The following is a 14,614-nucleotide window of genomic DNA, read 5'->3' as shown; positions in this document are numbered from 1 at the left end:
TAGCAGTCCCCCGGCGGATTGTCTGACGGAATGGCTACAAGTTCTTGCAGAAATTTGATCAGGTTTTCTTATTCAGATTCAATCCATTGAAGGATTTCCTGCTTGGCTTCACATTTGATCGTGTTCATTGACTTGTTCCCCCTTTTTATGAAGTCAGCTTCAGAACCACATCCAGCAGCACAGAAGCTCCCATTCCCATATCCTCTGTTGTTGCAAATTCATCCGGATGATGGCTCAGACCGTCTTTGCATCTCACAAAGATCATGCCAATTTCTGTGATGCCGGCCACCGCCATCGCGTCATGGCCTGCACCGCTGACGATTTGAACGGACTTCATGTTGCGTTCCTCAAGTACCGATGAAATCGCCTCGATAAAACGGCTGGAGCATGGGACAGCTGGCGATTCCATGACTTTGCTGAACTCGCATGCCAATCCGCGCCGTTCGCAAATGCTCTTACACTCTTCAAGGATCCGGTTCAGTGCAGCCAATCTGGTTTCATTGTTGATCGACCGGATATCAAGCGTTCCTTCGACCAATCCCGGAATCACATTGCTGGCTCCTGGCGACACAGACAATTTTCCAACTGTCGCCACCAGATTCTCATATTGAAGAGCGATCCGTTCGATTGCCTGGATCATCTCAGCCGTTCCGACGAGTGCATCTTTTCGCATTGGAACCGGAACGGTTCCCGCATGCCCCGCCAATCCTTCCACACGGAATTGATATCTGGATTGTCCGGCGATTCCCGACACGACCCCGCAGGCTTGATTCATTTGTTCCAAAACCGGCCCCTGTTCGATATGCAGCTCCAGGTAACCAAGGAGCGTTTTCGGGTCACGGGCAGCCAATCGATAATTTGCAGGATCAAGACCGATCTCTTTCATGGCTTCAGCAAGGGTGATCCCTGCCGCGTCCTTCGCTTGCAGGTCTTCCTCCTGCAAGTCGCCGGCGATCGCACGGCTCCCGAGCAGTGTCGTATGGAATCTGGTTCCTTCTTCATCACAAAATCCGATTACTTCAATGGGATGTTTGGGCCTGATTCCGTTTTCAAACAGGGTTTGTACCACCTCAATCCCAGCAATGACCCCGAGAATCCCGTCGTATTTCCCGGCCTCAATCACCGAATCGAGATGCGAGCCGATCAGCAGGGCCGGAGCATCCGGTTGATTTCCTTCGTAACGCCCGATAATGTTGTTCAGTTCATCCCGTCGGACCGACATGCCTGCTTCCCGCATCCACCCGGCCACCAGCCCGTTGGCCGTTTCGCTTTCCTTTGTAAAAGAAAGACGGGTTACCCCCCGTTCGGTTGTGCTGCATTTCGCGAGTTCCTCAATTCGCTGGGCAATTCGATCTGCTTTTACTCTTTGACGGAGCGCCTGCATTCTCATCCCTCCTTTATGCCTGTCCAGAAGAACCAAATTCCCGCATTTTGCGTTTAACTGAATCTTTCACAGCCTCGCGTGCAGATCCCACATATTTTCGAAGATCGTATAAATCCGGTTGTTCGGTTAGCACCTTCCGTACGGCAGTGGCAAACACGATTTGATTTTCCGTATTTACGTTAATTTTCGCAATTCCCAATGAGATTGCTTTCTTAATATAATCATTAGGAATGTCTGTACCGCCATGCAACGCAAGAGGCACTCCTGTCCTTTGCATAATTTCTGCCAAAAGGTCAAATCTAAGATTCGGTTCCCCTTTATAAGGTCCATGCACAGTACCGATTGCAGGCGCGAAGCAATCTACACCCGTTTCACGCACGAATTTTTCACATTCTTTCGGAACTGCATAAGTCCCTTCACATTCATCAACCACAATGCCATCTTCTTCACCGGTGATCCGGCCCATTTCCGCTTCAACAGAGACGCCCAGAACTTTTGCGACATCTACTACTTTTTGGGTCAGGGCAATATTTTGTTCCAATGGATGATGCGATCCATCAATCATAACCGAGGAAAATCCCACATACATCGCCTCTACACATTTTTCATAAGAGGAACTGTGATCGAAATGAAGGGCTACAGGAACCTGTACTTGATATTTTTCAATAAGCTCTTGGACCATTAATGCAATCAATTTGACTCCACCCATATTTTCGGCTGCCACTTCTGTAATGCCTAGAATTACGGGTGAATTTTCTTCTTTTGCGGCTTGCAGAAAAGCTTGTGCAAATTCCAGGCTATTGATATTAAACTGGCCAACGGCATATTTTCTTTTCAGCGCATTGTTTAACATTTCTTTTATAGAAACTAATGGCATGTATGATCCCCCTACTGAAAATCCATAATATTTGCCAGTTTTAATCAGGGATAAACATTCAGAGAATTTTGAAGTCGATAACCGAGTCTATTGGAAATCTTACCGCTACTATCAATAATTTGATCTTTCAGTTGATAGATTCTTTCTTTAGTCATCCGCATTGTAGGTCCTGAAACACTTACCGCGGCAACAACTTTCCCTGTATGGGCAAAAATCGGAGCGGCGATGCAATTGATCCCCAACTGATTTTCTTCCAGATCCAGGGCAAACCCTGTACTCCAGTTTATATCTTTCCGTCTCTGCATTTTGTTCTACCAAACCATGCCGAACCAATGTTGACAACATCCGATACACTGAAGCTTTATTCAAAAGCATTTTCTTGGAGATTTCAGTGACACCGTATCCTTCTTTTCTTGAACTCAAGATGTCAAGAATCTGCAAGGCCCGATCCACTGATTGAACAATGTTGTCATTTGTCATATGCGATACACCTCTGTGTTTATTATTCAGAAAATCAGTTTCATAATATGACATAACAAAAATCTAAGGGAGTGTACTGCCAATCAGAAGATCGGGCCTAACATTTGAATTCCTTACAACTTATTCCATGCTGTGATCAACGTCCGTTTGGATTGAGCGATCACAATATCCGAAGATTCATCGCCAACCGGTTTTACCTCAAAAGCCACGACGTTGGAAGAACCTTCACCGATATATCCAATTTCCAGGAGAACTTTCAGATATTCCACCAACTCGTCAACATCGTTTTCGCTGCCGGGATAGCCAAAACGCGGATGCTGATCGCCATATGCAGGATCAGCAGGATCTTTGATGTAACAATTGCCGATATGAGCATGATTCAAATAATCCCTTGCCGTGAACAGAGCATCACGAGAAGATTCACGCTGCATCGGCAGATGACTCAAATCAAGCATCAAACCGAAAGTAGGATCTGTCTTTCGCACTTCCTGAGCAACTTCAACAGCCAGCCGGTTCGGGCCGATCAGGCATTTTTTGTCTGTAGCGTCATCAAAGGTTTCCAGCGAAATCACCAGATTGCCTTTGCTCCTTGCATATTGGCAAATTTCCTTGAGTGACTCAATCAGAAGCCCAACGGCTTTTTCTTCCTGTTGTTCCGGTTTGGGACCACTCAGCAAGCCCAATTTTCCGGCCCCCAGTTCATAGGCCTGATCAATGGCTCCTTTAATCAAGTCGACAGCAAACCTCCGTTTTTCTTCATCAAAAGAATTCAAATCCGCTTTATTTCTGAGCAAAACAGGCTGGGCGCCAAAGCCGACAGTCATCCGTCCCGATTCGAACATTCTGGCCACTTGCTTTCTTTGTTCGATGTCATTGATCTGCGTAATCTCAATCGATGAGAAAAAATCATCGGTTATGATTTTATTAACCGTCTCGACAATCGGCCCGTCTCCGCCCATCGACTGAGGAAACGCCATGAAATGCACAATTCCGACTTGCATGTAATGTTGAAGATCACCTTTCATATTTCGCCGGGTACCCGGACTGCCTCCTTTCATATAAAACCTTTCTCCTTCCAATGGTGGGAGGAGAAAGGTTTTATACTTTTTCTATAACGAATCTTAGTTGATAGAGTAGTCAACAGTAGAAAGTCTTCCATTGAAAGAGAATCCGCAAACAGCATTCGGGTCGACAACAAGTTCGATCAGATATGGCTTGCCGCTTTCAACAGCACGCTGTAAAGCTGGTTTGATGTCTTTCCAGTGAGTTACAAGTTCACCGCGAACCCCCATGCCTTCTGCTGTTTTCACGAAGTCGATGCCGCGTTCTTCGTTATCGCAGAGTTCATTTTTGTAAACAAGGTCAGTCGAGATGCGACGCTCATCATACCACCAGTTTTGCTGTTGGCGAATCAAGCCGTATAAGGAGTTGTTCAAGACGAACACAATAACAGGGATGTTGAACTTCGCCGCAGTAGCCAGATCCTGCAGTGACATACCCAAGCTGCCGTCACCCACGATGTTCACGCTTTGACGATTCGGGAACGCCAATTTCGCAGCCATCGCAGCTCCAAGACCCCACCCCATCGTACCCGCGCCGCCGGTGATTAAATAGGTGCGTGGTTCATACGTTTCAAACAACTGGCAAGACCAGATTTGGCTGATACCGCAGTCATGGGACACAAACGCATCGCGATCCAAAAATTCACGCAGTTCTCTCAAAGCCCGCTGCGGTTTGATCGGAAGATCTTCAAAATCAGTCTTACGTGCAAGTCTGGTACGTTCTTCCGTCAAATCCAAAGGCTTAATTTCTAATGCAGTAGCCGCTGCTTCTTGATTGAGCTGTTTTACTGCGTTTGTAAGCTTCACCATAAAGGATTTAACATCGGCAATTACGCCCAACTCAGTTTCAAGGTATTTTCCGATTTGTTTCTGATCGATATTGACGTGAACAATTTTTGTATTGTGCTTGAATTCTTCGAAATTACCGATGCTGCGGTCACCAAAACGTCCACCCAGGTTAATGACCAGGTCAGACTCAAGAATGGTTTTATTACCGAGAGGAGTATTGAGCATGGTGCCCATTCGACCTGCAAACAATGGATGGTCGTTCGGGAACGTATCAATTCCCATAACAGAGGTAACGACCGGAATTTGCAGAGTTTCTGCCAGTTCTTTCAATTCTGCTTGTGCCATTGCCAGATTTACACCGCCACCTGAAATCAAGACAGGTTTTTTGGCTTCTCTGAGCATCTGAATCGTCTTGGCGATGTCTTCATCGGAAGCTTCCGGCAATTCCACCGGTACACTTACAAATTCATCAAGGTCGACTTCAACCTCTGTTTTTTGTACGTCTACACACAAGTCCACCAATACGGGGCCTTTTTTTCCAGTGGTTGCAGTTTCCCAAGCTTCATGGAATCTTTGTACCGCGGTGCTCGCATCATTCATCAAGTAAACAGCTTTACAGACAGGTTTTGCAATTTCTGTGATCGCCACTTCTTGGAAAGACTGTGTTCCAACCAAGTGAGAAGCGACCTGACCAGTAAAGGCGATCATCGGAATGCAGTCCATATAGGAGCCATACAGTCCAGTGATAAGGTTGGTACCACCAGGGCCGGATGTGGCAGCACATACGCCCACTTTGTTGGTTACCCGTGAATAAGCATCAGCCATAAATGCGCCGGTTTGTTCGTGACGAACAACAAATGATTGGATGTCTGTCAATTCGCGAATCGCATCGTACAGGGGAAGAATCGCAACCCCAGGTACTCCGTAAATGTGCTCTACACCTTTTCTCTTCAGATAAAGCGCAATCGCTTCAGCTACTGTCATTTTTTGTTTTGCCATAGTTGAGTCCCCCTCGTAGTTAAATAACTCAAATTGATTTTATGGTTCTGATAATTCCCGCCAAGGTATGCCGGTCTCCCACATTTCCAGGAAAAACAACATACGGAGTTTGTGGAAAATGGGCTTCTTCTCCGGTCAACCAGACAGGAATCCCAGGTGCCGCCTGACCCAATACCTTAGCTTTTTTGATTGCCAACCCTTGCGTTGCTATATCGCTGGAGGTAATTCCTCCTTTGGCAATGATGAATTTCGGTGTGACAGAAAGTGAACGGACTATTTCTGCCAAACTGTTGGATATTGTTTGGCTGATGGACAAATTGTCGGTTTTGTTCGCTACAGTAATGACCTCGCGGCTCGTATAGATTACGGTGTCGTGACCACTGGCAATCGACTCTTCGACCATTCTGCACACTTTGGACAGTTCTTGTTCTCTTGAAGCGTCATCCAAAAGTTCAGATACATCGATCTCAACCGTTCGCACGGAAAATCCATTCATGAGCTCATTAAGCTGTTCGGTTGTTTTATTCGTGTGGGACCCCACAATGATCAGTCCGCCATGATGTTTTCCTTCCGCAGACATCATTTCCCCGGCGGAAAGAAACGAACGATCCCCGATCCCTGCGAACGACTTGACGAAAGAAGCGGCTGTACGGTACAGGTATCGTTTTCCCGCTTCCATTGCCCGAATCAGAGCGATTGAGACAATATCCAGATCTTCATAAGAAGCAGCATTGACAACGACCGGTGTGTTTTGCTTCACCGAGAGCAGAATTTCGAGCACCCGGTCTACACCGCCATAACGAATATCTTCCAGAGAAATGGAGCACACTGCCTCTAAGGTTTGAGCTCCACCCTTCTCCACCACCCAGTTGGGAAGGCGAGCATCAGAGAATCCAAAAACCACATCCTTGGCAAACTCTGTTTTATGAACCGGAACGAAGCAATCTCCTTCCCGCAAGTAATGGGTGTCACCGATCGTGTAACGTCCGCCTTCAAAGAACGCAGGAATGATCAGATGTCCGTCGAACTCCCAACCTGTTGCTTTGACAAGTTCATCGTGTATCACATTGATTTCCAACGGGTAATGTCCCCGCAACGTGGAATCCCCCCGGCTAATGACGGAGAAATCGATCTGCAGTTCACGGGCTACCTCCACGAGATTCTGCATGATCTCGCGATTAATGGCTGCCGCTTTTTCCGGTTGATAACTTCTCGTATTGGTCAGGATATAGAGCACATTACGTTCATCCGACAATCCCTGTCGGATCCATTCTTTACTCCAATCGGTAATTACATAAATGTCATGAACCGTTTGTACGCCGGTTGGATCATCATCGAGCACGATCAACTTATGGCTATTATGTTTCCATATGTTGTGTATCTCTTGGCGCAAGTCTCTTTCGTTGTTGGAAGAAGGAAGAGCCTTAATCAATTCATCGACTGTTTTGTTATTGGATGTCAGATTCACTTAACATCCTCCTCACTGTGCAGTAACTGGTTCTAAAAGCTCTTCAACCGCATTCACAATATTGGCTGCCCTTAACCCGAAGAAATCGAGCAGTTCGTTCATTTTTCCGGATACACCGAAGCGGTCTTGAGTCCCGACACGACGCATTGGGGTTGGTTGATGTTCCGAGAGCACCTCCGAAACTGCGCTGCCTAATCCGCCAATGATAGAGTGTTCTTCGACTGTTACGACACGACCGGTTTTAGCCGCGGACTTCAGAATCGTCTCTTTATCAATTGGCTTAATGGTATGAACATGGATAACTTCTGCACTGACTCCGCGCTGCTTCAGTTCTTCAGCAGCTTTAAATACTTCGCTCAGCATAATACCTGTGCTGATGATGGTTACATCGGAACCTTCTTGATAGAGATTTGCTTTGCCGATCACGAACGGATCCTCCGGTTTCGTCACCACCGGCACCGGCAGTTTCCCTACGCGCAGATAAACGGGGCCTTCATGCTGAAATACCGCTTCGACCGCCTTTTCCATTTCAAGAGAATCGGCAGGTACAATTACCGTCATCCGCGGCAAGGTACGCATCAAAGAGATATCCTCAAGCGGCAGGTGGGTTGCACCTTCCTGAGCTGCTGAAGTACCCGCATTATGGCCAACAATCTTCACGTTGTTGTTTGCATAGCAAACGACGATACGCATTTGGTCAAATGCACGGCCTGTTAAAAAGTTCGCATAAGCATTTGCAAAAGGAATTTTTCCCCCAACAGCAAATCCGGCGGCTGTCCCGACCAAGTCACATTCAGAAATTCCAATATTGAAAAAGCGATCAGGGAATTTATCTTTGAATAAATTCGTCATATTGGACTTGGCACAGTCCGCATCAAGAACAACCATCTCTTTATATCGTTCGCCCAAACGGATGAGTGCCTCACTGTAACCTTCGCGCGGCGCTTTAAGCTGAGTCATTTATACCAACTCCTTCAACGCAATATCTAATTCTTCATCATTCGGAGCCAGACCATGCCACTTGTGCGTATTCTCCATGAATGAGATGCCTTTCCCCTTGATGGTGTGGGCAAGGATCGCAGTCGGTTTGCCCTTTGTCGCCTTGGCTTCTCTGAATGCGTCATCCACTTCATTCAGGTTGTGGCCGTCAATTTCGATCACATGCCAGCCGAAAGACTTCCATTTTCCGGCCAGGTCGGCCAAACCTTTCACATTTTCCACATAATCGTCGAGCTGAATTTTGTTCCAGTCGATAATGGCACACACATTGTCTAAACCGTAATGAGGCGTTGTCATTGCCGCTTCCCATACTTGACCCTCTTGCAGCTCTCCGTCACCGATCATTACATAGGAACGTCTGGACTTGCCGTCCAACTTTGCAGCCATCGCAACTCCATTGGCAACTGATAATCCCTGGCCGAGCGAACCGGAGGAAATATCCACCCCAGGACAATGTTCACTGCAAGGATGACCATGCAGACGACCATCTACATTCCTGAATGTCATCAACTCTTCCACAGGGAAAAACCCTTTTTCTGCAAGCACAGAATAATAGACGGGTGTACAATGACCTTTCGAGAGGAAGAAACAATCACGTTCCTCCCATCTTGGATTCTTTGGATCTACATTCATGTGCTCAAAGAACAGCACAGTCAACAATTCTGTCGCAGACAAAGAACCACCCGGATGTCCGCTTCCTGCCTTATGAGTCATCTTAACGATGTGCCGGCGAATCTTTTTTGTAAACTCGGTATAATGCGCCAGTTTTTCCGCGGTAAAAGCCATAAGCTCCTCCTCCTTTTTGGTTTGTACTGAAGTATTGATTTAACGTTTCTTATTAAGAAACATTATTTCTGAATTAGTCCATAAAAAGTATTAGACAGCAGCAACAAGTTCAATTTCCACCAAAGCATCCTTTGGCAAACGAGCCACTTCAATTGTACTGCGAGCCGGACGATGCTCTTTGAAATAACTTCCGTATATTTCATTGAGCTTTGCAAAATCATCCATATTTTTTAGAAATACGGTTGTTTTCACTACTTTGTTCAAACTCGTTCCCGCCGCATCCAAAACCGCTTCCAAATTCGCAAAAACCTGGTGAAGCTGTTCTTCAAAGGTTCCGTCAACAAATGTTCCATCAGGCCGAAACGGAAGTGTTCCTGAAGTGTAGACAAGATTTCCAACCTTAACGGCTTGTGAATAAGGAAGATTCGGTTGCGGCGCTTTATCAGTGCTTATGATTTGCATGATGTTCACATCCTTCTTGATTGGATTTTGTTTCTTAAAAAGAAACAACGTTTCTAATTATCTGCAAAAAAATTGCAGTTCCAGCATATCTTCACTCACTCGAGACACTGCACTGTGACTGATGACGTAAACCTGCAAAGAATGTTTCTTATTAAGAAACGTTATTTCTAATTTTGTTTGATTTAATAATAGCAGTTGCAATAATAAAATTCAACGTATTTTTTTGAGTTCTAGCAAAAATCTGAGATCGTGTAAATTGTTGCTGAAAAATGGATTCATCTCGATGCAACTAGCCGATTCGTCAAACGGCCCAATTTTTCGATCTCAACGGTCACTTCATCGCTGTCTTTTAGCCAAACTCTATGTTCTTCAGGGTATCCTAAAATCACACCACTGAGAGTCCCTGTCAGAATAATATCCCCGGGTTCAATCCTATTCCAATTATTTTTTGCGGTTCAGGCACGCACGGTCCGAACTCTAACGAATCTTCCGGCAAGAAAAGGGAATCTTCGGAATTTGCCTGTTCTGCCAACCTTGCCAACTGTTGTTTTCCTTCTTCTCCTTGTGAAATCATTTCAGCAATATGGAAAGGTATCTGCTGAATTTCAGGGAATTTCCCAGCAGCAGCTTCAACATCCACTATCACTTTATCCGTTTTGCAAGAAGCAGTCGATTATTTCTATAAAAAGCAACCGTAATCATGGCCTCCTCCTTAGTGAAAAGAAAAGAGCATCTAAAGCCGTTTGACCGACTCCATGCTCTTTTCCATTTTGATCACACGCAATTACGATTTAACCGGATCTTTGGCTTCGAAAAGCTCGCCCCAGCCTTTCACTTTTGCCGGATCAACGCCTACCATTTTCAGCGACTGCCACACTACTACGGCAATCGTGTCATAGAATACTTGATTGTAGGTCGCTTCATAATACTGTACCTTGTTGACGGCAGGGAAATTTGTGCAGACAATGCTGATTCCGTCCGCAGGTGAAGTTGCTACAGTTTTGATCATATTTTCAATGCGTTCATGGTCTACCTGACTGAAGGAGCGGTTCACTGTTTGAGCGCATCCTTGCATATTTACAACTTCGACTCCGCAGTGCTCCTTATATTGTTTTGCGATCAATTCATTGATTTCCGGAATATACGGAGTAACAAGATTTAGAGTTTTCACATTCTTTTCCGCAAAGGCGTCCACTTGTGCCAACATCGAAGTTGTAGCCGGGATACCTGTCGCTTTGGTAATCTTTTCGCAAAGTTCCTGGTCTACATCAAAACCCAACCATCCGCCCGATGTTCCGTTCCATGCGATAACGTCTACTTCAGCGTGGGCCAATAATTCAGCCGCGCGAAGCATCGGGTCGAAATCAAATTGTTTCAATGCATCCTGTTCAAGGGAGATCTTAGTAACCTCAAATCTCGAATAATGGCACGTAACCTCTGGTACATCATTTAGCATTCTGGAACAGACAGGTTCCAGGATTGTGTTCGATGAGGGTGTGAGCATTCCAATTTTTTTCGGTTCAGCCATGATTAAAATCCTCCTAACTTAATTTACACTGCCAATCTTTTTATTGTAGTTAATAAGAGATGATGCCGTTGCCAAAAGCAGTCCTGCCGCGACAAACACCATCAAAGCAAGGAAATAAGAGCCTGTTGCAGAAACGATCAGCCCAACATAAATCGGGGTCGTGATCCCGGCAATGTTCCCTGAGAAGTTCATGCATCCGCCAACTGTCCCAACGTGTTCACGCTGGGAGATTGCAGCAGGCACACTCCAATACAAGCCTGCCCAACGGAGGAAGAACAGTGCCATGGAAAGCAGCGAAATAGCCGCAGTTAAGGAACTGGTTTTGGTTAACAGGAAGATGGAAAGAGATGTCATAATCCCTGCAATCGCCAACATTGTGCGCATGACAGTATTAAAGTTGCCGCCTTTTTCCCGCCACTTGTCTGCGATCCATCCTCCGATGATTTCCCCTACGAATCCGCAGCCGAAAATAACCAGAGTAGAGAAGCCCAAACTCTTGATATCGAGATTTTGAGTTTTTGCAAGATAAGACGGTCCCCACGTCATCAAGCCATAAAAAACGGTGTTAAAAGAGAACCATCCTAAACACATGCACCAGAAATTCCGGGCTTTTAAGTACGCTTTCGCACTCACAGAGGCTCCAGCCTGTTTTTTGTGAGCTTCGTATTCTTCCTCAAGAGCTTGCCTGATATATTCTCGTTCCGCTTCATTCATTCTCTTGTTGGTAGCAGGTGTTCCTTTAATGACCCGCCAAGCCAACCAAGCCACTACCAAAGTAAGCAGACCGGCTCCGATCAGGGCTCCGCGCCATCCGCCAAACCATGCCATAAACGCTACAATCACAGGTCCACCGATTGCGGTTCCCAAAGGTGCGCCGCTGTCAAGAATCGTAGCGCCGCGTCCTCTTTCTTTGGACGAGAGCCAAACAGATTGCAGCTTTGCTCCCCCCGGATAAACAGGAGCTTCCGTGATCCCGAGCAACACCCGCAAGAAAATCAAAGCTTTACTGGTGCTTACAAACCCCGTTAAAGTCTGGACAAACCCCCAAGCGAACGCTGCACCGACAACCACCTTGTCTGGTCGGAAACGGTCCGCCAGCCAACCGGATGGGATTTGCATCAAGGCGTATCCCCAGAAGAATGAGCTTAATATGACACCTACAACTGCGGGATCAAAATGTAAGTCCTTACTAATTGCAGGCATCGCAATTGACAAAACGGCCCGGTCCACGTAGTTAATCGTGACCAGAGCAAGCAGCATGAGAAACACTTGCCAACGTACGTTCGTGGGTTTGGATGTAACGAACGGCAAATCCTGTTTTACTGAATCCAAACCAACATTTTCCCCCTTCACCGACATCCTGAACAGCCCCTTTTTTTGATAGTTTCACCGCTTTTCTGAGAATTGATGTTTGAACATCCTGATTTTGAACCCCCTACTTCACCTCCCTCAAGGCAACCACAAATGCAGCACAAATTCAAATTTTCTTAAATCTCTTCCGGTGTAAAAACTCTCCCCGTCCAGGTTTGCCTAGAAAACGCCCTTCCTGTACGAGTTCTTCTCCTCGGGATAATACGTACGTAATCACCCCTTGAACTTTGGTGCCCTCATAGAGGTTATAGTCTGTACTTTGCGATTGAGTGTTCTTGGAAATCACCCTGGAAAGCCGGGGATCGAGAACCACAAGATCCGCATCGCTTCCGATCGCAATGGTTCCTTTTTTGGGATAAAGCCCGAATAATTTGGCCGGGGCCGAACTCGTGATCTCAACAAATTTCTGTAGAGAGATTCTGCCTTCGTGAACTCCAAAATGGTAGATAAGCGAGAAAATATCTTCGATTCCCGGGCAACCGTTCGGAATCTTTGCGAAATTGTCTCTCCCAAGCGCTTTTCCTCCTTCAAACGGAATGGAGGAATGATCCGATGCAACAGTTGAGATGAGACCCGACGCGAGTCCATTCCAAAGCACTGTCTGGTTGCTTTTGTCACGAAGTGGCGGAGAACAAACATACTTGGCACTTTCTTCAAAGGGCTTGGCTAAATAACTGCTGTCAAGAACCAAGTACTGGGGGCAGGTCTCGGCATAGGCTTGAACGCCCCGCTTTTTTGCTTGTTCCACCTGCTGAAGCGCTTCCGCGCAGCTTACATGCACGATATACACTGGTGCGTTCGCCGCTTCCGCAATTGCAAGGGCTCTCCCTGTCGCTTCCGCCTCCAATAAGCAAGGGCGTGTACTCGCATGAAAATAAGGTGTCGTATTGCCTTTTGACAAAGCGTCCGATATCAATTGATCAATCACGTCACCGTTCTCTGCGTGAACATTGGTGATGATACCCGCTTCTCCGGCTGTTTTCATAAGTTTGTACATTTCAACGTCATTCACCATTAAATGATCTTTATAGGCCATGAATAATTTAATGGAAGTTACGCCTTGTTCGGCCAGGTCAGGTACTTCCTCCAGCACCCGTTCATTGCATTCGTTAATAATGGAGTGAAACCCATAGTCGATAAATGACGGCTTCGCCTTTTCCTGCCACTCCCGCAAATTATCAAGAACCGACTGGCCTTTTTTCGGATCGGTAAAGTTGATAATACTTGTGATCCCGCCTGAAGCTGCAGCTTTGGTACCGCTTTCAAAATCGTCAACGGTGCCAGGGAAAGCCAGGTGAGTGTGGACATCGATTCCTCCAGGGAATACATATTGATCGGTTGCCTCAATCACATGATCTCCCTCGACAGGGACAATCCTCTCAGAGATAGCGGTTACAACCCCATTTATAATCTGGATGTCCGCCTTGAATACATCCGCGGAAGTTGCCACAGTTCCATTTCGAATGATCGTTCTCAAACTAAATCCCCCTTTGAATTCGAGATGATATTTTACATCGCTTCATTATACTGTCGTCTGTCGACAGTTTGAGTTAAAAAGGAAGGAAGGCTCACTTGAGGAGTTCCTTCAGATGATTCAAATCATTACTGATATGGTTTGCCATCACGGATCCAGCCTTTTCAGCGTCCCTTTGCTTCATACAATCGAAGATCACCTGATGCTCGTTAAATATGTCCCATTTCCTGTTTTCGCCCTGGATATTAATGAGCATATAGTAGTAAGTTAACGAACGGAGGTCTTGCAGTTGTTTTTGCAAACGGCTGTTTCGACTATATTGAACGATTAAATCATGGAAGCGTGAGTTCAATGAAATAATGGTTTCTTTATTCGGTTCTTCTCCCTGTTCCAGAAGTTTTCTGGTTTCTGAGAGAGTGCTTTCGATTTCGCTCAACTCTTGATTTGTTGCGAGCGTCGTGGTAAGTTTGGCAGCGAGCGATTCAAGAACCATTCGGCATTGGTAAATATCTTCCACATCTTTCATAGTGGGTTTGTAAACTGTGATCCTCGATTTTTCATCGATTATCAACAAACCTTCTTTTTCCAACGCCCGTACGGCTTCCCTAACCGGGCTCCGGCTTACGTTAAATTCTCTTGCGAGTTGGGCTTCGTAGATTCTCTCACCGGGTTGAAAAACTCCTTCAATAATCATTTGTTTGATCGAATTGTAAAGCTGGTCATAATAAGGCATGGGTTTTTCAACAGAATATATATTCATGTATCTCACCTATCATTGTCGTCTGTCGACAGTTTGGTCTGACATCATTATAGCACATACTATATTTTCCGCAACAATTTTTTAATAATTTTTAAAAGAGCGATAAAAGAGGTTCATTGTAAAATGAAATGCAACACATAAATATCACAAAAGCCACGGTAATTCCGTTATGATTA

The 14,614-nt window shown here is 45.8% G+C and carries 13 protein-coding genes and 2 pseudogenes; all 15 read right to left on the bottom strand.

Annotated features, from left to right (window positions below; genetic code table 11):
- Positions 1 to 145: 145 nt before the first annotated feature.
- The 15 genes and pseudogenes from ACFO8Q_RS05285 to ACFO8Q_RS05215 all read right to left on the bottom strand — a co-directional run bounded on the left by ACFO8Q_RS05285 (position 146) and on the right by ACFO8Q_RS05215 (position 14,438).
- Positions 146 to 1,384, bottom strand: coding sequence for an allantoate amidohydrolase (locus tag ACFO8Q_RS05285; RefSeq protein ID WP_380024687.1), 1,239 nt, complete (start codon positions 1,382 to 1,384; stop codon positions 146 to 148).
- A gap of 13 nt (positions 1,385 to 1,397) precedes the next feature.
- The gene (gene fba / locus ACFO8Q_RS05280) at positions 1,398 to 2,261 is read right to left on the bottom strand and encodes a class II fructose-1,6-bisphosphate aldolase (protein WP_380024686.1); all 864 of its coding nucleotides are present in this window, start codon (positions 2,259 to 2,261) and stop codon (positions 1,398 to 1,400) included.
- 44 nt (positions 2,262 to 2,305) lie between these two features.
- Positions 2,306 to 2,741: pseudogene (locus tag ACFO8Q_RS05275) on the bottom strand (IclR family transcriptional regulator).
- A gap of 113 nt (positions 2,742 to 2,854) precedes the next feature.
- On the bottom strand, positions 2,855 to 3,799 hold the full coding sequence (locus ACFO8Q_RS05270; RefSeq protein WP_380024685.1) for a sugar phosphate isomerase/epimerase family protein: 945 nt from the start codon (positions 3,797 to 3,799) through the stop codon (positions 2,855 to 2,857).
- Between the two features lie 63 nt (positions 3,800 to 3,862).
- Entirely contained in the window at positions 3,863 to 5,590 is a 1,728-nt protein-coding gene (locus tag ACFO8Q_RS05265; RefSeq protein ID WP_380024684.1) for a thiamine pyrophosphate-binding protein, read from the bottom strand.
- A 28-nt stretch (positions 5,591 to 5,618) separates the two neighbouring features.
- Complete coding sequence (locus ACFO8Q_RS05260; RefSeq protein WP_380024683.1) at positions 5,619 to 7,058, bottom strand: four-carbon acid sugar kinase family protein; 1,440 nt, start codon at positions 7,056 to 7,058, stop codon at positions 5,619 to 5,621.
- Positions 7,059 to 7,070: 12 nt separating this feature from the next.
- On the bottom strand, positions 7,071 to 8,018 hold the full coding sequence (locus ACFO8Q_RS05255; protein WP_380024682.1) for a transketolase family protein: 948 nt from the start codon (positions 8,016 to 8,018) through the stop codon (positions 7,071 to 7,073).
- On the bottom strand, positions 8,019 to 8,882 hold the full coding sequence (locus ACFO8Q_RS05250) for a transketolase (RefSeq protein ID WP_380024688.1): 864 nt from the start codon (positions 8,880 to 8,882) through the stop codon (positions 8,019 to 8,021).
- A 51-nt stretch (positions 8,883 to 8,933) separates the two neighbouring features.
- Positions 8,934 to 9,305, bottom strand: a complete 372-nt coding sequence (locus ACFO8Q_RS05245) for a RidA family protein (RefSeq protein ID WP_380024681.1) — start codon at positions 9,303 to 9,305, stop codon at positions 8,934 to 8,936.
- A 275-nt stretch (positions 9,306 to 9,580) separates the two neighbouring features.
- A pseudogene (locus ACFO8Q_RS05240) lies at positions 9,581 to 9,730 on the bottom strand (fumarylacetoacetate hydrolase family protein); the annotation flags it as partial.
- Positions 9,712 to 9,945, bottom strand: a complete 234-nt coding sequence (locus ACFO8Q_RS05235) for a hypothetical protein (RefSeq protein WP_380024680.1) — start codon at positions 9,943 to 9,945, stop codon at positions 9,712 to 9,714. The gene ACFO8Q_RS05235 and the pseudogene ACFO8Q_RS05240, both read right to left, overlap by 19 nt.
- 144 nt (positions 9,946 to 10,089) lie before the next feature.
- Positions 10,090 to 10,833: a maleate cis-trans isomerase family protein gene (locus tag ACFO8Q_RS05230; protein ID WP_380024679.1), complete on the bottom strand. Its 744-nt coding sequence runs from the start codon at positions 10,831 to 10,833 to the stop codon at positions 10,090 to 10,092.
- 18 nt (positions 10,834 to 10,851) lie between these two features.
- Positions 10,852 to 12,165, bottom strand: coding sequence for an MFS transporter (locus ACFO8Q_RS05225; RefSeq protein ID WP_380024678.1), 1,314 nt, complete (start codon positions 12,163 to 12,165; stop codon positions 10,852 to 10,854).
- Positions 12,166 to 12,310: 145 nt separating this feature from the next.
- A complete protein-coding gene (hydA, locus tag ACFO8Q_RS05220) occupies positions 12,311 to 13,681 on the bottom strand; it encodes a dihydropyrimidinase (RefSeq protein WP_380024677.1) in 1,371 nt (456 codons plus the stop codon).
- A gap of 91 nt (positions 13,682 to 13,772) precedes the next feature.
- Positions 13,773 to 14,438 (bottom strand): GntR family transcriptional regulator, encoded by a 666-nt coding sequence (locus ACFO8Q_RS05215; RefSeq protein WP_380024676.1) that lies wholly within the window; start codon positions 14,436 to 14,438, stop codon positions 13,773 to 13,775.
- Positions 14,439 to 14,614 lie beyond the last annotated feature (176 nt).

The sequence above is a fragment of the Effusibacillus consociatus genome (genome assembly GCF_042652925.1).
Lineage (GTDB): Bacteria > Bacillota > Bacilli > Tumebacillales > Effusibacillaceae > Effusibacillus > Effusibacillus consociatus.
This window is presented reverse-complemented; position numbering and strand designations above follow the sequence as displayed.